General features: G+C 69.0%; 14 protein-coding genes. 4 read left to right on the forward strand and 10 right to left on the reverse strand.

The window, feature by feature from the left end:
- Nucleotides 1-42: 42 nt before the first annotated feature.
- From BJ988_RS10320 to BJ988_RS10330, 3 genes are all read right to left on the reverse strand, one after another.
- On the reverse strand, nucleotides 43-1,623 hold the full coding sequence (locus tag BJ988_RS10320) for an ArnT family glycosyltransferase (protein ID WP_179657903.1): 1,581 nt from the start codon (nucleotides 1,621-1,623) through the stop codon (nucleotides 43-45).
- A 100-nt stretch (nucleotides 1,624-1,723) separates the two neighbouring features.
- Complete coding sequence (locus BJ988_RS10325) at nucleotides 1,724-3,022, reverse strand: MFS transporter (RefSeq protein WP_179657904.1); 1,299 nt, start codon at nucleotides 3,020-3,022, stop codon at nucleotides 1,724-1,726.
- A 9-nt stretch (nucleotides 3,023-3,031) separates the two neighbouring features.
- A complete protein-coding gene (locus BJ988_RS10330; RefSeq protein WP_179657905.1) occupies nucleotides 3,032-4,684 on the reverse strand; it encodes a hypothetical protein in 1,653 nt (550 codons plus the stop codon).
- A 143-nt stretch (nucleotides 4,685-4,827) separates the two neighbouring features.
- On the opposite strand from BJ988_RS10330, the gene BJ988_RS10335 reads away from it, so the two are divergent.
- Complete coding sequence (locus BJ988_RS10335; RefSeq protein ID WP_343051559.1) at nucleotides 4,828-6,018, forward strand: macrolide family glycosyltransferase; 1,191 nt, start codon at nucleotides 4,828-4,830, stop codon at nucleotides 6,016-6,018.
- Between the two features lie 138 nt (nucleotides 6,019-6,156).
- Here the strand turns inward: BJ988_RS10335 and uvrB are convergent, their stop codons facing one another.
- The 6 genes from uvrB to BJ988_RS10365 form a co-directional block, all read right to left on the reverse strand.
- Nucleotides 6,157-8,298, reverse strand: a complete 2,142-nt coding sequence (gene uvrB, locus BJ988_RS10340) for an excinuclease ABC subunit UvrB (protein ID WP_179657906.1) — start codon at nucleotides 8,296-8,298, stop codon at nucleotides 6,157-6,159.
- A 91-nt stretch (nucleotides 8,299-8,389) separates the two neighbouring features.
- Complete coding sequence (locus BJ988_RS10345) at nucleotides 8,390-9,556, reverse strand: sulfotransferase family protein (RefSeq protein ID WP_179657907.1); 1,167 nt, start codon at nucleotides 9,554-9,556, stop codon at nucleotides 8,390-8,392.
- A complete protein-coding gene (locus BJ988_RS10350; RefSeq protein WP_179657908.1) occupies nucleotides 9,549-10,343 on the reverse strand; it encodes an SDR family oxidoreductase in 795 nt (264 codons plus the stop codon). Before BJ988_RS10350 ends, BJ988_RS10345 begins: the two co-directional genes overlap by 8 nt.
- Before the next feature lie 60 nt (nucleotides 10,344-10,403).
- Nucleotides 10,404-12,794 (reverse strand): protein kinase domain-containing protein, encoded by a 2,391-nt coding sequence (locus tag BJ988_RS10355; protein ID WP_179657909.1) that lies wholly within the window; start codon nucleotides 12,792-12,794, stop codon nucleotides 10,404-10,406.
- A 78-nt stretch (nucleotides 12,795-12,872) separates the two neighbouring features.
- Nucleotides 12,873-14,039 (reverse strand): hypothetical protein, encoded by a 1,167-nt coding sequence (locus BJ988_RS10360; RefSeq protein ID WP_343051560.1) that lies wholly within the window; start codon nucleotides 14,037-14,039, stop codon nucleotides 12,873-12,875.
- Nucleotides 14,036-14,941: a TIGR03619 family F420-dependent LLM class oxidoreductase gene (locus tag BJ988_RS10365; RefSeq protein WP_179657910.1), complete on the reverse strand. Its 906-nt coding sequence runs from the start codon at nucleotides 14,939-14,941 to the stop codon at nucleotides 14,036-14,038. The genes BJ988_RS10360 and BJ988_RS10365 overlap by 4 nt, the downstream gene beginning before the upstream one ends.
- Nucleotides 14,942-15,035: 94 nt before the next feature.
- Between BJ988_RS10365 and BJ988_RS10370 the strand changes: the two genes are divergently transcribed.
- From BJ988_RS10370 to BJ988_RS10380, 3 genes are read left to right on the forward strand one after another with little or no spacing between them, the layout of a single operon-like run.
- A complete protein-coding gene (locus BJ988_RS10370) occupies nucleotides 15,036-15,515 on the forward strand; it encodes a nitroreductase/quinone reductase family protein (protein ID WP_179657911.1) in 480 nt (159 codons plus the stop codon).
- Nucleotides 15,516-15,525: 10 nt separating this feature from the next.
- On the forward strand, nucleotides 15,526-15,957 hold the full coding sequence (locus BJ988_RS10375) for a nuclear transport factor 2 family protein (RefSeq protein ID WP_179657912.1): 432 nt from the start codon (nucleotides 15,526-15,528) through the stop codon (nucleotides 15,955-15,957).
- A gap of 16 nt (nucleotides 15,958-15,973) precedes the next feature.
- Nucleotides 15,974-16,510, forward strand: coding sequence for a GNAT family N-acetyltransferase (locus tag BJ988_RS10380; RefSeq protein WP_179657913.1), 537 nt, complete (start codon nucleotides 15,974-15,976; stop codon nucleotides 16,508-16,510).
- Nucleotides 16,511-16,518: 8 nt separating this feature from the next.
- Here the strand turns inward: BJ988_RS10380 and BJ988_RS10385 are convergent, their stop codons facing one another.
- Nucleotides 16,519-17,100, reverse strand: coding sequence for a hypothetical protein (locus BJ988_RS10385; RefSeq protein ID WP_179657914.1), 582 nt, complete (start codon nucleotides 17,098-17,100; stop codon nucleotides 16,519-16,521).
- Nucleotides 17,101-17,111: the final 11 nt, after the last annotated feature.

The raw sequence follows: 17,111 nt of genomic DNA on the forward strand, positions 1-17,111 counted from the left end.
GGAACTCCTTGAGGTGGGGTGGGCGGCGACCACGATCACCGATCAGTGGCTCACCCGGGCGACGCGCGGTTGGTCGACAGATGACCGGCGGGCGAAGGGTTCACCTTCCGACCGCAGCCGCCGGCGCAGCTGCGCGGCGACGTACGCGGCGACGGCGAACATCACCAGATCGGCCGCGATCAGGGCGACGAGCCAGGAGGCGTCCGCGGGCCCGTCGATCCGTTGCTGGATGTGGAGGTGGGCGACCATCGCCGAGACGATGAACCCCACGCTGGCGTAGAGAGTGATCCGCAGGTCGACACCCTCTTCATCCAGCACAGCCTCATCCAGCACAGCCTCATCGACGCCGCTCACCCAGCGCCGGCTGAGACGCAGGATGGCCAACGAGGTCAGTACCGCGATCACGGGCAGGAACGGCACCGCGTAGCGGGCGTGGATCCAGCCGCCACCGGCGTGGAAGGATGCCACGTTGACGAGGATGATCACGCAGTAGATCCCCATCAGCACCCGCACGGCCAGCTCCAGCCGACGCTGCAGGAGGGTCGGCTCCGGGCCGGGGATCACCACGCGGCGCATCACCCCGCCGGGCCGCGGGCGAGCCTTGGCGTTGACGTCGAGCACGAGGCCAGTGACGGTGACGACCAGCGTCGCCGCGGCGGCCAGGGCCCAGACCTTCGGGATCACGTCGTCGGCCCACAGCGAGCCGTAGAGGTGCAGGTAGAGCTGGGGGTTGACCAGCTGGAAGAGGGTGTCGCCGTGGGTCTGACGCGAGAACTTCTCGAAGAGCGCCGCGGAGGCCGTCGGATCGCCGTAGAGCACGATGTTGCGGAGGTAGAACCAGCCGATCACGACCACCGGCGCCAGCCCGATCCGGACGGCGAGGAGGACTCCCCGACGGAACGTACGCATCGTCGGGTCTCGCAGCCACAGCGCCGCCAGCACACAGGCACCGAGCACCAGCACAGCCACCAGGCCGGTCGAGCGGAAGCTGGCCGCCGCCACACCCGCGACCGTCGCCCAGATCAGCCGGTCGCGAGTGACGCCCTCGCGGACCATCCGGAATCCGAGCAGCAGGGTCAGCGAGGCGGCGACCGTGCCCCAGCCGTCGTTGTAGATCGCGCCGCCGTCGTAGGTCACCGCGCCGCAGCCGAGCACCGTCGCGGCGGCGAGCACCGGGACCACCCGGCGTCTGGGCACCAGCTCACGCGCCAGCAGACCAATCAGGATGATGCTCAGGGCGTAGCCGAGAGCGTTGAGCAGCCGCATCCCGAGGAGGGTCACCCCGACATCGCCGACGGCGTCGCCGAGCCAGACCAGCGGCAGGCTCATCACGTAGAACAGCGGCGGATGGTTGGCGACCCAGATGTCGCGGCGCGGCTCGTCGAGCCCGAAGAGCGCCTCGGCGAACTGCGGGTAGCGCATCGGGTCGGCCGGGGTGTTGGTGTCGATGGTCGGGAGGACGCCCTGGGACAGAACGATGGCGTACGCCGCGTGCTGCTTCTCGTCGGCCTTGAGCAGCGGCGGCATCCCGATCGCGTACTGCGCGCTCATCGCGAAGCCGACCACCCCCAGCAGGAGCAGGCATACGGTCACCTGGGAGAGCGAGCGCGTGGGCGTAGGCACCTCGACAAGCTAGTGGCCGCGGGTGCCGATCAGCCGCCGTGGCGGTTTGCCGTCAGATGACGAGTCGGCGAAGACTCGCCGTCCTCGTGGCGGACGCCGCTCAGTCGGCGACCATCGAGGAGCCCGATGCGACCTGCTCGCGGGTCGTACGCCGCCGTACATCGCGCCGGTGACGCCAGATCTGCACCACCCCGAGGCCCCAGAACAGATACTGCACCGACATCGCCCAGCGGAATGCCTCTGGCGTGTAGGTGGTCGAGGCTTCGGGCGTACGCCAGTCGAGGATCCAGCCGACGAGCACGATCGCGAGCAGCGCAGCGACGAAACCACCCTGGTTGATGATCCCGCTGGCACTCGCCATCCGCGAGGGCGGGTTGCTGGTTCGGCCGACGTCGAAGCCGATCATCGAAGCCGGCCCGCCGGCGCCGACGACGCACATCAGGAGCAGCAGGACCGGCAGCGGAGCCTCCCCAGGCCAAGCGAGCACGAGCGCCCAGACCGACGCCATCGCGGCGATCATCGTCAGCGCCACCGTCGAGCGGTGCCAGGGGTGGCGCCCGGCGAGAAGGCCTATCACCGGGCCTGCGGCGAGTGCCGCCACGACGGCGACCGAGAGCAGCGAACCGGCGAGCGTGTCGGAGAGGCCTTCCGAGGCGACCAGGAACGGGAAGCCCCACAGCAGGCCCATCAGGTGGGAGCTGAACGGGGTGGAGAAATGTATCCAGAAGCCGAGGCGTGTTCCCGGCTGATACCAGGACGCCCTGAGGCTGCGGACGAGCTCGCGTGGGGTGAGCGACGTGCCGCGACGGTGCCGGTCGCCGGGGCCGTCGTGGACGAAGACGAGCAGCAGCACGAGCAGCACCGGACCGATCAGCGCAGCGGTCAGGTAGGCCCAGGTCCAGCCCAGCTGTCCCAGCGCCCAGGTCATCGGGACGGCAGCGGCGATCGCACCGAGCTGTCCGACCGTGCCGGTCAGCTGGCTGACCAGCGGCACCCGCCGAAGCGGGAACCACGACGGCACCAGGCGCAGCACGCAGATGAACGTCATCGCGTCGCCCATCCCCACGAACGTCCGCGCAAGCAGCGCGAGCGGGTAGGAGTCGGCGAAGGCGAAGCCTGCCTGGGCCACCGCCAGGATCAGTACGCCGGCGGTCAGGATCGTACGAGAGCCGAACCGGTCCACCAGCAGCCCGACCGGCACCTGCATCGCCGCGTAGACGAGCAGCTGGAGCATGACGAACGTCGCCAGCTGGCTGGCGCTGATCCCGAAGCGCTCGGTGGCCACCAGCCCGGCGACGGCGAGGCTGCTGCGATGGAATACCGCCAAGCCGTAGACCGCGAGGGCGATGCCCCAGACGACCCAGGCTCGCGTGGAGGGCTCGGGACCGTGCGGATTCACATAGAGAGGCTACTTTGCCGGGCGGGCCGGTGAGGAGCCGAAACCCTCATGTGGACGCGCGACATCGGTCACAGGACCAGGCACAGGCTCGGTCACAGGCTCGGCCAGCGTGGGGACGGCGTCGAAGGTGCCCGGCCGCATCCGTCGGCGCAGCTCGGTGGCGACATAGGCGGCGACCGCGAACATCACCAGGTCGGCCGCCACCAGGGCGACCAGCGCGAAGGTGCTGCTGACCGGCCCGTCGACGTACTGCTCGGTGTCGAGGTGACACACCAGGCCCACGACCATGAACGCGAGCGAGACGCCGAGCCCGATCCGCAGATCGCGAGCCTCGTCGAACGCGGTCCCTCCGGTCGCCGCTCCCGTCGGGAGCGGTCGGTAGGGGAAGGCCCGCCCCAGACGCAGCGCCGCGATCCCGGCGCCGGCCGCGAGGAACGGCAGGAACGGCACCGCGTACCGCGCATGGATCCAGCCGCCACCGGCGATGAACCCCGCGACGTTGATCAGGATCAGCAGGCAGTAGCCGCCGAGGAGCGCCCAGATCGCCAGGTCCTGCCGGTGGTGCATCGTGCTCTGCGGGGCCAGTTGGATGCGCTGCAGCACTCCCGTGCGGCGCGGGTTGGCCTTCGCCGCGGCATCGAGCACGAGGCCGACCACGGTGAGCGTGAGCACGATGGCGGCCGCCTGGCTCCAGTGGTTGGCGATGTTGCCGTCCGTCCACAGGCTGCCGAGGAGATGGCCGTAGAACTCCGGGTTGACCAGCTGGAACAGTGTCGAGCCGTTGGGTTCGCGACCGAACTTCTCGAAGAGTGAGCTCGAAGCGGTCGGGTCCCCGTAGAGCTGGATGTTGCGTACGTAGAACCATCCGAACACGACCACCGGCGCCAGACCGATGCACGCGACGATTCCCGCGGCACGCCAGAACGTACCTCTCAGGAACGTACGCAGCGAGGGCTCCCGCAGCCACATGGCGACCAGCACGCAGGCGCCGAGGAAGAGGACCGCGACCAGGCCGGTCGACCGGAACCCGGCGGCGGCAACACCGACTGCGGTCGCGGCGATCAGACGCTCACGCGTCACTCCCTGGCGGATCATCCGGAAGCCGAGGAAGAGCGTCATGAACGCCGCCGCCGAGGACCAGCCGTCATTGTAGATGCCGCCACCCACGAAGGTCATCGCGCCGCAGCCGATACACATCGCCGAGGCGATCACCGGAACCACCGGACGCCGTGGCACCAGCTCTCGCGCCAGCAGACCGACCAGGATCGTGGTCAGGGCGAAGCCGAGGGCGTTGAGCAACCGCATCCCGAGCAGCGTCAGGCCGGGCGATCCGACGGCGTCACCGAGCCACACCAGCGGCTGGCTCATCACGTAGAAGAGGGGCGGGTGGTTGGCCACCCAGATGTCGCGGTGGGCCTCGTCGGCTCCGAAGAGGCTCTCGGCGAGCTGCGGGTAGCGCACCGGGTCGTCGGGGATGTCGGTGTAGATCGTCGGCAGCGTTCCCTGGGAGAGCGCCACCGCATATGCCGCGTGGGCGCGCTCGTCGGCCTTGAACAGGGCGGGCATCGCGATCGCCACCTGGGCACTCATCGCGAAGCCGAGCACGCCCAGCAGCAGTACGCAGATCGTGGATTGGGACACCGAGGCCCGACGAACAGACACGACTACGACGTTAACCCCGCAAACCTACGAGACGGACGAGTCACGGCTCACGGGCAGTGAACAGAACGCGACGGACTGGTGACCTGGTGTCGACGCAGAACTCGGTCGCATCAGGCTGCGCGAGCCGGATAGCGTCCGAGGTTGTGACGACTTCTTCACTGCCTTCGCTCCCGCACCACATCGCGATGGTCGCCTCCCCTGCGATCAGCCACATCCTGCCGAGTGTGGAGCTGATCAAGGAGCTGGTGGCGCGCGGTCATCGGGTCACCTACGCCACGCACGAGTCGATGGCCGACACGATCAAACCGACCGGGGCCGAGCTGGTTCCGGTGCCGACGGTGCTTCCCGTCGAGGATCGGCAGTGGCCGGACGACCCGATCGCCGGAATGCGCATCTTCCTCGACGACGCGATCCAGGCGCTCCCTCATCTGCACGCGTTCTACGACGCAGATCCCGCCGACCTCTACCTCTACGACATCGGTGGCTACGCCGTCCGGGCCCTGGCCGAGAAGCAGCAGCGCCCGTTCGTCCAGCTCTCGCCGACGTTCGTCGCCTGGGAGGGGTACGCCGAGGAGGTCGGCGCGCAGGTGGAGCAGCTGCCTGGCTACGACGGTTACCTGAGCACGTTCACCAGCTGGCTCAAGGAAGCCGGGGCGACCACCCGCGAGCCCGGAGCGTTCGCCGGAGCGCCCGAGCGTGCGCTCGCCCTCATCCCGCGGGCGATGCAGCCCAACGCGGAGCTGGTCGACGAGCAGGTCGTGACCTTCGTCGGACCGTGCTTCGCGCTCGACTCAGCCGAGGCCTGGACCCGCCCGGTCGACGCCGAGCACGTCCTGCTGGTCTCCTTCGGCTCGGCCTACACCGGCGACGTGGACTTCTTCCGCTCCTGCATCGAGGCATACGCAGCCCTCCCCGGCTGGCACGTCGTCATGTCGATCGGCACCCAGCTCGACCCGGCCGATCTCGGCGATCTCCCCGGCAACGTCGAGGTCCACCACTGGCTGCCGCAGCGCGCCGTCCTCGCCCAGGCGGGCGGGTTCGTCACCCACGCCGGGATGGGCGGAAGCAGCGAGGGCCTCATGGCCGGCGTCCCGATGGTGGCGGTGCCGCAGGCGGTCGACCAGTTCATGAACGCAGACCGGCTGGTCGAGCTCGGTGTCGCCCGGCGCATCGATGCCGAGGACGTCACCGCCGACGCGCTGCGTGCTGCGCTGCTCGAGCTGCTGGACGATCCCGACCGGGTCGCGCGGTCGGCTCAGCTGCGGGCTGATGCGCTCGCCGAGGGTGGCACTCGGCGGGCTGCTGATCTGATCGAGGGCATGCTCGCTGGTTGAACCAGCCCCCGCTGGTCGAGCCGCGAGCGCCAGCGAGCGTGTCGAGACCAACACGGTTCCTATCGAACGCCGAGTCGACTGTGTTGGTCTCGACACGCCTCCGCCTAGCGGCTCCGGCGGCTCGACCAGCGGGGCGTCCTACTTCGTCGCTTCCATCATCTGCCTGAGCTCCTTCTTGAGATCAGAGATCTCGTCACGCAGCCGGGCGGCGACCTCGAACTGGAGCTCGGCGGCGGCGCCCTTCATCTGCTCGGTGAGGTCGCCGATGAGCTGGGCCAGGTCGGAGGAGGGGAGGCCGACGAGGCCGCGCTCGCGGGCCTCGCGGGCGGCTTCGCCGAGCATGGGGGTGGGTGCCTTGGCGGCGTTCTTGCCCGCGCGGCCCTTGGCTTCGGTGCCGGCCCAGGTGTTGAGCAGCTCCTGGGTGGACTCGTCCTCGCGGGCGAGCATCTCGGTGATGTCGGCGATCTTCTTGCGCAGCGGCTGCGGGTCGACGCCGTTGGCCTTGTTGTACGCCACCTGGATAGCGCGGCGACGGTTGGTCTCCTCGATCGCCGACTCCATGGAGGGAGTGATCTTGTCGGCGTACATGTGCACCTGGCCGGAGACGTTTCGGGCCGCACGGCCGATGGTCTGGATCAGCGACTTGTCCGAACGCAGGAAGCCCTCCTTGTCGGCGTCCAGGATCGCGACCAGCGACACCTCGGGCAGGTCGAGGCCCTCTCGGAGCAGGTTGATGCCGACGAGGACGTCGTACTCCCCCAGCCGCAGGTCGCGGAGGAGCTCGATCCGCTTGAGGGTGTCGACCTCGGAGTGGAGATACCTCGTCCGGATCCCGGCATCGAGCAGGTAGTCGGTGAGGTCCTCGGACATCTTCTTGGTCAGCGTCGTGACCAGGACGCGCTCGTTCTTGGCGACCCGGTCGTTGATCTCGCCGATCAGGTCGTCGATCTGGCCCTTGGTCGGCTTGATGACCACCTCGGGGTCGATCAGGCCGGTCGGGCGGATGATCTGCTCGACGACGTCTGGATGTCCATCAGTGCCGCCGACCTTGTCGAGCTCGTAGTTGCCCGGCGTCGCGGAGAGGTAGATCGTCTGGCCGATCCGCTCCAGGAACTCCTCGAACTTCAGCGGCCGGTTGTCCTGGGCGCTGGGCAGCCGGAAGCCGTGCTCGACCAGGTTGCGCTTTCGGGACATGTCGCCCTCGTACATCCCGCCGACCTGCGGGACCGCGACGTGGGACTCGTCGACGACGAGGACGAAGTCCTCGGGGAAGTAGTCGATCAGACAGTTGGGAGCCGAGCCCGGCGGTCGGCCGTCGATGTGCATCGAGTAGTTCTCGATCCCGGAGCACGACCCGACCTGACGCATCATCTCGATGTCGTAGGTCGTCCGCATCCGCAGCCGCTGCGCCTCGAGCATCTTGCCCTGCTTCTCGAAGGTGCTCAGCTGCTGGTCGAGCTCGGCCTCGATGCCGTTGATCGCGCGCTCCATGCGCTCTGGGCCGGCGACGTAGTGGGTCGCGGGGAAGATGTAGAGCTCCCGGTCCTCGGTGATCACCTCACCGGTGACGGCGTGCAGCGTCATCAGCCGCTCGATCTCGTCGCCGAAGAACTCGATCCGGACCGCGTGCTCCTCGTAGACCGGGAAGATCTCCAGGGTGTCACCGCGGACCCGGAAGGTGCCCCGGGTGAAGGAGAGGTCGTTGCGGGTGTACTGGATCTCCACCAGCCGCCGCAGGATCGAGTCGCGGTCGTGCTCCTCCCCCACTCGCAGCCGGAGCATCCGGTCGACGTACTCCTGCGGGGTGCCGAGACCGTAGATGCAGGAGACGGTCGAGACCACGATGACGTCGCGCCTGGTCAGCAGCGAGTTGGTGGCCGAGTGACGCAGCCGCTCGACCTCCTCGTTGATCGAGGAGTCCTTCTCGATGTAGGTGTCGGTCTGGGGGACGTACGCCTCAGGCTGGTAGTAGTCGTAGTAGGAGACGAAGTATTCGATCGCGTTGTCCGGGAAGAGCTGACGCAGCTCGTTGGCGAACTGGGCGGCAAGGGTCTTGTTGGGCTGCAGGACCAGCATCGGGCGCTGCAGCTGCTCCGCGGTCCAAGCGATCGTCGCCGTCTTTCCGGTGCCGGTCGCACCGAGCAGGACGACGTCCTCGACGCCGCCCTGGATCCGCTTGGTGATCTCCGCGATCGCGGCGGGCTGATCACCCGAGGGCTGATAGTCGGAGACCACCTTGAACGGGGCGACACGACGCTCGAGATCGGTGACTGGACGCATGACATCCAGGCTACGCGGGACCACCGACAGTTTCCCCCGTCGGTCGAGCCGCGAGGCCAGCGACCAGCTGTTGCTACTCGACCAGCGGTTACTACTCGAACTCGGAGCGCACCTGGTCTTCGGTGAGGCCGTAGTCGGCGAGGCTGTAGTCGTGCTTCGGCCGGGCGCTCCCGGATCGGGACTCCGCATCGATGCGGGCGACCTCGGCACGAGCGGCGTCGCTCCACGGGATGTCGAAGTGGGCGTAGATGCTCTCGACGGTGCCGACGGGGTCCTCGACGAAGCCGCGGTAGTCGACGTCGAAGAACTGAGCCTGGTCGTACCGCTTCCCGGTCTCGCGGAAGGAGCGCCACGAGCGGGAGAGCATCTCCAGCTGGGTCGCCCCGATCGTCTCCCCGACGAAAGTGGTCGACATCCCCGCGGTCGCCTCTGCGGACAGCGAGCAGCCCGAGGCGACCGAGACGACCGGATCACGGTGGGTGACCACCACGAGCGCGTCCGGGTAGACCTCCATGAGCGCGTCGAGCGCGACCAGATGGGAGGGGTTCTTGAGCACCCAGCGCTTGTCGGTGTCGTTGAGCCCGATGAGCTGCAGGGTCCGCCGATGGAGCTCGTACGCGTCGCGCCAGTCCTGCTTCGCCAGCCAGGCCGAGTAGCGCGGGACGTTGGCCAGCGACTCGAACGAGATCGACTTGCCGCTCTGCCGCAGCACCCGCCAGCACTCCTCGACGCTGGTGGCATCCATGTAGTGGATCCCCATGAACTCGGGGTTGGCCACGTGGTGCTGCCGATAGGCGCCCTGAAGCGCGTTGAAGACGGGGTCCTGCTCCCAGGTCTCGCGCGGGGGCCGCGGCTGGGGGAACTCGGTGAGCCAGGTCTCGAGCCCTTGGTGTGCCGGGTCCGCGGCGAGCAGCCGGTGCAGAGCGGTGGTGCCGGTGCGGACGAGCCCGGTGACGAAGATCGGGCGCTCGATGCGTACGTCCTGGTGCTGGGGGAACTCGGCTAGGCGAGCCTGTGTCATCAGCCTGCCGACGAGCGCCGACTTCACCTGGGAGCGGTGGAAGTAGTTCCCGACCGGGGTGAGCCCGGCCTCGGGCGAGGCCAGGTCCTCGACCAGGAGCCGCAGTCCCTCCTCGTGGTCGGTCCTGCCGCTGTGCTCAAAATATTCGGCGCTCAGCCCGGTGGTGCGGACAGCGGCGGCGCAGATGTCCTCGTACGTCCCGACGTCTGCCCGCTCACGCGGCGTCGACTCAGTCATGGAACTCCCCGCAGTCCACGTTGAGCACGGTGCCGGTGACCGCGGAGGCCAGGTCGCTGCCCAGGAAGAGCGCCGCCCGGGCGACCTCCTCGGGGGTCGCGAGCCGCTTCAGGTCGGTGGGGGCGGCCTTCTCGGCGTACACCTCCTCGTGGGTGCGTCCCGACTCCGATGCGATCCAGTCGAAGTAGGCCTTGTTGACGTCCTCGTAGATGTAGGACGGCGCGACGGAGTTGACCCGGATGCCTCGCGGGCCGAGCTCGGTGGCCAGGGACGAGGCGAGGTGCGCGAGCGCGCCCTTGGAGAGCTTGTAGCCGGCGAACTCGGGCTGGCTCTGGTAGAGCACGGCGGAGTTGATCATCACGATCGCGCCGCCCGGTTTGTCGGGTGTGGCCGCCAGGGCGTCGGCGAAGAGCGCCGAGAGCCGCAGCGGTGCGTACACGTTCGACTCCTGGGCCAGCCGGAGAGCGTCGAGCGGGATCTGGGTGAGCGGGTCCATCGGCGGGATGCCGAAGGCGTTGTTGAGGAGCACGTCGACGCGCCCGAACTCCTCGAGGGCCGTGTCGACCAGGTGCCGGCGGGCGTCCTCGTCGGTGATGTCGGTCGGCACCACCAGTGCGCGTCGGCCGTGCTCCTCGATCAGGCCGGCCATCTTCTGCAGCCGCTTCTCGGTGCGGCTGGCGAGCACCAGGTCGGCGCCCATCAGCGCAGCCTGCTCGCCCAGCGAGCGTCCGAGGCCGGGGCCGACCCCCGAGAGCACGACGACCTTGCCATCCAGGAGTCCAGTCATGGCGCCTAGAGTAGAACGTGTTTCACTTTTCTGGAAGAGGCGAGCCGGGGTTCGCCCCATTCAGGCCGGAAAGCTGAATCTGGCGACCTCGTCGACCCATTCGGCGTACGCCCCGATCTCCTGGGGCACCTGGTGCGCACGAACCAAGTCGGCGTGAGCGCGGATCACCCGGGACCAGTCGGTACACGAGCCACAGGTCGCTCGCCCGCAGCCTGCGGTGTGCCCGCGCGCGACCTTCTCGAGCAGGTCACGGAAGGTCGCGTCGTCCTCACCGGCCGCCAGCGCTTCCACCACCGCCCCGAGCACCTCGGCCCCCTGCGCGGGGGCGCCTACCAGGATCGCCATCAGGATCCCGAGGGCGTGATGGCCGGAGGGCTCGGCACTCGCGCCCACCGGCGCCGTACGCGCCAACCGGTAGACCGCGAGCAGCTTCCTGGCTCCCCCGGGCGTTGCGCAGAACCTGGCCAGCTCGCTGGTGAACAACGCCTCGCCGGGCGTCATCTCGAGGCTCTCGACGGCTCCGTGGCGACTGGCCTGGTCGCCGGTCCCAGCGGCCAGCGCGGAGGGCCACGACGGCACCGCATGCCGCATCAGCGACCGCATGTACCGCACGGCCGGGTCGCCGGCGAAGGCCCGCAGTGCGAACGGCACGTCGAAGACCCTGGAGAGGTACGCCGCCGGCTCTGCGACCCGGCCCTCGATCGCCCGCCGCAGCGTCTCTGCGTCCACCGCCGCGACGACTGCGACACCCTCCTGGCCGCTCAGCTCGTCGATCGCCCGCAGCACCCCGGCCGCGGTGGCCGGGTCACACCTGTCCAGGTCGTCGACGTAGACGATCGTCCGGCTCCCCAGCGGCCCGGTCCGCACGCCGGCCGGCGGGGCCGGCGGAGGCCCCGGCGGAGCGGCTCTCAGTGCGGCCTCGTACGCCGCGACCTCCCGGTCCATGGCCGCCAACGCCATCGTGGTGCTCATCGGTTGCGCGCGCCGCTTGCCGCGGGTGCCCTCGTCCTCGGGATGGCCCGCCAGCGCGGCCCGGAGCTCGGCCGCCCGCCGTTGAGCGGCCTGGTGCTTCGCCACCAGCGGCGGCGGCGCGCTCGTTCCGGCGCTCCGCACACCCTCGAGAACCGCGCTCGCCACGTCCGACTCGGCGTACTGACGGGCATCGACGCGTACGTGCCTGGTGCGGGCGGAGCACGCGTCGTCATGCTCGGAGAGCCACTCGACGCGCTCCTGCACCCTCCGCAGGAAGGTCGACCGGCCGCTGCCCGGCTGCCCCTGCACGGCCACCGAGATCGGGAGCTGGGTGTGCGTGGAGGCGAGCAGACGGGCCACTCGGTCGACGTCGAGCCGGTGGCCGAGGACATCGTCGTCGGTCCGTTCGCGTCCGGCAGCGGGAGCAGGCGCCGGCTCGATCTTGGGCTCGATCTTGGGCTCGACCCCAGGCCCCATGGCCATGTCGGGAACCGGGCCGGTGACGATCGGAACCTCGGTGGTGTCCCCCTCCGGCGAATCAGCCGGGACGGGGTCCGGCGCGACCTCGACCCGCGGCACCACAGCAACCTCTGGCGCCGTGGGCGCCTTTGCCCCCGCCTCAGAGAGCTCCGCGACCGGCGTGACCGGGAGGCCGAGCTCATGCTCGATCGCCCGGAGAGCCTTGGCGAAGTCGGCCGCGCTCCAGTGCCGCCCGGCTCGACGCTTGGACATCGCCTTGCGCAGCGCCCCCTCGAACATGGCCGGGACATCGGCGCGACCGATGGCCGGCGGGTCGGACTCCCGGATCCGCTCCGACAGCGCCTCGGGGCCGTCAGCACCGGTCGCTCCCTCGAACGGCGTACGCCCCGCCAGCAGCGTGTAGCAGGTCGCAGCCAGGCTCCAGATGTCCGCCCAGGCGCTCGGTTCGGGCGGTTCGGAGAGCATCTCCGGGGCCATCCACGGCAGCGAGGTCGAGCCGGCGCCGGCGGCACGACCGGCAGAGGAGAGGCTTCCGAAGCCGACCAGCTGCGGTTCGCCACCGGCGGTCAGCAGGATGTTCGCCGGCTTCACGTCGCCGTGCGCGATCCCGTGCCGGGCAGCGACGTCGAGCGCGCCCGCAACCTTGATGGTGATGCTCAACGCCTCCGCGACCGAGAGCCGTCCGCTCCTCCGGCGCGTCTCCAGGTCCCCGCCAGGACGGTGATCCATCACCACGAAGCTGCGATCGTCGTCGGTGACGCCGACGGTATGCAGCGGCAGGACATGGGGATGGGTGGCGAGCTCGGCGACTTCCTTGGTCTCCGCGGCGAGCGCTTCTCTGGTCTCGGCACCGAGTCGGTCGTTCCAGACCTTCACGACGACGTCGACCTTCTCCTGCTGTGACTCATAGACGAAGACACCTGAGGATCCGCCCGCGCCGATCAGCCGGCGATGCCTGAATCCCGGAATGTCCGGTGGCTCGTGGTGGGGGCTGGCCATGGGCGGCAATCATAGGGGCCGCACGCTGTCGCGTCGCGACCCCTCCTCACTGTCCTTGAATCGCTTCGGGCTGACGTCTCAGCTGAGCATTCTGCGGGCAACCGCCCGCTGACGTGCGGCGATCCTCTCGGCATACGCGGCCGGGCCCAAGGCCTCCGCGTGCGGAAGCAGGCTGCTCACCTCGGCGGTGCTCACCTTGCGGACCGTCGGTCCGTCGGCGGCGGTGAGGTCACGTTCGAGCCTCTGCCAGCGCAGCATCAGCGAGCCGGTCCGGTGGCCGGTGGTCTCGAGCCAGTTCGCGATCGGCTTCCCGTCCAGGGGCGGGTGCTCCGAGATCACGAAGCGCATCACGCCGTCGGGATCGGTGACCGCCTGCGCCTTCGTGAGACTGGTCTGATGGGTCTCGTAGTCGGTCGACGCATACCAGTCCGAGCCGATCTGGATGCCCTGGTAGGTGCAGTCGTCACAGCGCGGCACCTCAACCACGAGCGCCTCGTCCTCGGCCAGCTCGTAGTGACCGATCGAGGAGAACTGCGACTCCAGCCCACCCGGTGTTCGGGCCGGCACGGTGAGCGTGTTGACCGGCTCCTTGTACTGGAAGAACCGGGGGAAGGCGAACCACGTCTGGATCGAGCCGGTGAGCGACCGGGCGGCGACCTCGTACTTCTTGCGGAGCAGGTCCTGGGTCAGCGGCCGGCGCGGCCGGCCGAGGGTGTCGGGGCGCTCGATCGTGATCGTGCCGCGAGTCTCGGTGTCCCAGTCGTTGAAGACCTCGCGCACGATCAGCGTCTTCGCCCCCGGCTCTGCCGTGTAGGTGAACTCGAAGGACCCGTCGTAGTCCAGCTGGAGCTTGCGGTCGTCGAAGGCCATCAGGCTGGTCGCGGCGGAGTCCGCGGTGTAGGCACCGCCCATCACTTGGAAGGAGAGGTCGGCGCTGGTTCCGCGCCGGCCGCGGACGACGTACTCGACGCCCTCTCGCAGGTAGGCGTTGAAGTAGATCGCGTCGGGGTTGTCCAGGCCCTGCTTGGAGAACTGATGGGTGGGGTTCACGAAGAGCGGCTGCTCGAGGTCGTAGTCGAACGCCGTCTGCATCGCCATCCGGATCCGGCCGGAGAGGTACTCATAGCCTTCGAGCCGGTCCTGCTCCGTGCGGATGAACGGCGCGTTGGCGATCAGCTCCTCCGCCTCCGCGATCGCCTGCTGGAGCGGTTCGGTCAGGCCGTACGCCGCGCTCTGCTCGGTCACTGCCCAGCCTTCGCGATGATGTTCTCCCCGTACCACTCCAGGTGCTTGATCTTCTTCTCCAGCGGCTCGGGGTCAGGGCCCTTCACGTAGGGGTCACGGAATCCGACGATGCAGTCGGTCACGCCCTTCTCCTCGAGGCGCTTGATCCCGTCGAGGTCGTACGCGTCGTAGCTGATCACGTGGACCTCGAAGTCGTCGCGGGTATCACCCTCTTCGCGCCGGATCTCGGCGAGGCGGACCAGGAGACGGTCGAGCTCCTCGCCGTCACCGCCGGCGTGCATCCAGCCGTCACCCTTGAGCACGGCGCGACGGAGCGCGGCATCGGCATGGCCGCCCACGAGGAGCGGGATCTTCTCGGTCGGCCCCGGGCGTTGCTGGAGCGGCTCGAACTTGTAGAACTCGCCGTCATAGCCGAAGAACTCCTCGTCCGGGCCATCCGGAGAGGCCGCCGGCGCAGTCAGACCACGGAGTATGTCCATGCACTCGTCCATCCGCTTCCCGCGGCGCTTCCAGTCGACGCCGAGAGCGGCGAAGTCCTCGGGCCAGGGGGACAGACCGACACCGAGCCCGAGCCGGTTGCCGGAGAGGAAGGCGAGGCTCGAGGCCTGCTTGGCGGCCAGCACAGGCGGGCGCACCGGGAGCTTCACCACGAACGGCGTCAGGCGCAGCGTCTCGGTCACCGCGAACAGGTGGGCGCACAGGATGAACGCCTCGACGAACTCCTTGCCGTGCAGGAACTCCCGGTCACCGGTGTCGGTGTAGGGATAGGTCGAGTCGGACTCCTCGGGATAGATCAGGCTGTCAGCGACGGTCATGCTGGTGTAGCCCGCTCGCTCGGCCGCCTGGGCCAGCGGTGCGTAGTAGTCGGCCTGCGTCATTGCCTCGGCATAGGTGAAGCGCATGTGCCAACACTAGAACGTGTTCTATGTTTGTGCTACCCCGGTGTTCGAGCCACTACTCCGGTGGTCGAGCTTGTCGAGACCCAAGGAGACATGCATGCCCTCAGAACGTCCTCCCGGCCTCGACTCGCCGGTGACAGCGAAGATCATCAAGTACGGCGCCCGCGCCAACACCGCGCTGTTCAAGCTGACCAACGGCCGGGTCGGCGGGAAGTGGCGGGTGATGGCGGGCTGGCGCAAACCCGCCCCCGTGCTGCTGCTCGAGCACATCGGCCGGAAGTCGGGCCGCACCTTCACCACTCCCCTGCTGTACATGCGCTCGGGTGCTGACCTCGTGATCGTCGGCTCTCAGGGCGGACTGCCCCAGGACCCGCAGTGGGTCGCCAACCTGCGCGCCCAGCCGGACGTCGCCGTCCGCCTCCCCCGCGGCGGCCGCCGCCTCGTCCACGCTCGCGTCGCCGACCCGTCGGAGCGCGCGGAGCTGTGGCCGCGGCTCCTCGACACGTACGCAGACTTCGAGACCTACCAGACCTGGACCGACCGGGAGATCCCGGTCATCATCCTCTCGCCCCGCTGAAGGAGACACCGTGGATATCCAGACACTGACCGACCGAGCCGAGATCGCCGACGCCCTGACCCGCTACACCATCGCCGTCGACACCGGCGACTGGGACGCCCTCGACACCGTCTTCACCCCCGACGCCGCCATCGACTACTCCGAGTCCGGCGGCACCGTCGGGGCCTTTCCCGAAGTCAAAGCCTGGCTCGCCGAGATGCTCCCCGCCTTCTCCAGCAAACGCCTGCACACAGTCGGCCAGATCTCCTACGGCTTCTCGGACTCAGGCGAGGAGGCTGAGGTCGTCGCGTACTTCGACAACCCCATGGTCATCGCCGACGGCTCCGGCGGCGAGCGCGTCGTCGAGGTCGGCGGTCTCTACCGCCACACCTTCGTCCGTACGCCCCAGGGCTGGCGCTCCCGCAAGCTGCACGAGGAAGTCACTTGGACCCGAGGGTTCTGACCGGCACCATGTGCTCGTGACACATGTCGTACGCCCGCGGCTCGAAGACGACCTGCCGGCGCTGGCCGAGGCGCTGATCGAGCAACAACCGCTGACTCGATACCCCGTGCGCAACCCGCTGCCGATCCCGGTCAGCGACTTCCTCCATTTCGGCGACGCCGTCGACGCCTGGACCGCCACCATCGAGGGCACGCCGGTCGGGCACATCGCCACAACCATGGGGCATGCCGGTGGGAACGGCGATGGCGAGCTCGACCGAGCCTGTGCAGCAGCGCACGGCTGCGACATCGAAGACCTCGCCTGGCTCAGCGCCTTCTTCGTCGGCTCCGCCGCCCGACGTACGGGCCTCGGCCGCACGCTGCTCCGAACGGCAGTCGACAGCATCCGTGAATCCAGCGGCCGCCCGTGTCTCGAGGTCGTACCGGCCTTCCCTGCTGCCATGAAGCTCTACGAGTCGACCGGTTGGACCGAGGTGCTCCGCACACGCCCGGACTGGCTCGCCGGCGCGCCTGACAGCGACGGGCTCGACGTTGTTGTCATGGTGCTTCGCTGATCGAGTCCTCAGCCGAGGCCAGGACGGGCGTGCAGCGCGCCACCGGACTCGTAGAGGAGACCCTTGTCCTTGATGAGCTGACCCGCGGCAGCCAGGATCGGGGTGTCACCGACGGCGGAGCCGGCCATCGAGACGATCGCCTCGAACATCTTGACCGCAGCGTCGTCGACGGCCGGCCAGTTCCACTCCGCGGGAGCAGCACCGATCGGCTCCACCGCGTGCCAGCGGGCCGCACGGGCCTCCGCCATCGTGGTCAGCGTGCTCCAACCGAGGCCGCCGAGACCCACGACGCCGCCGAAGTTGAGTCCGATCAGGCCCCAGCCGTTGCACTGGTACTCATAGGCCGCGGGACCGAACTCGGCCTCGTCCAGCTCCACCCGCGTGATCACCGGCTCGGGGCCGGTGTTGGGGGCGTAGAGCTTGAACGCGGGCCGCGGGGCGAGCAGCGAGGCCGACGCCGTCGTGGTGATCTCGCTCAACGGCTGGCCAGGTGCCGAGTAGGCGTCGAAGACTCGGAAACCGAGGTCGAGGGCATAGCCGATGACGAAACGACGGTCATCCTGGGCGGCGTAGAAGTTGCGATTGAACACGTGGGGGAACC

The sequence above is a fragment of the Nocardioides panzhihuensis genome (genome assembly GCF_013408335.1).
Lineage (GTDB): Bacteria > Actinomycetota > Actinomycetes > Propionibacteriales > Nocardioidaceae > Nocardioides > Nocardioides panzhihuensis.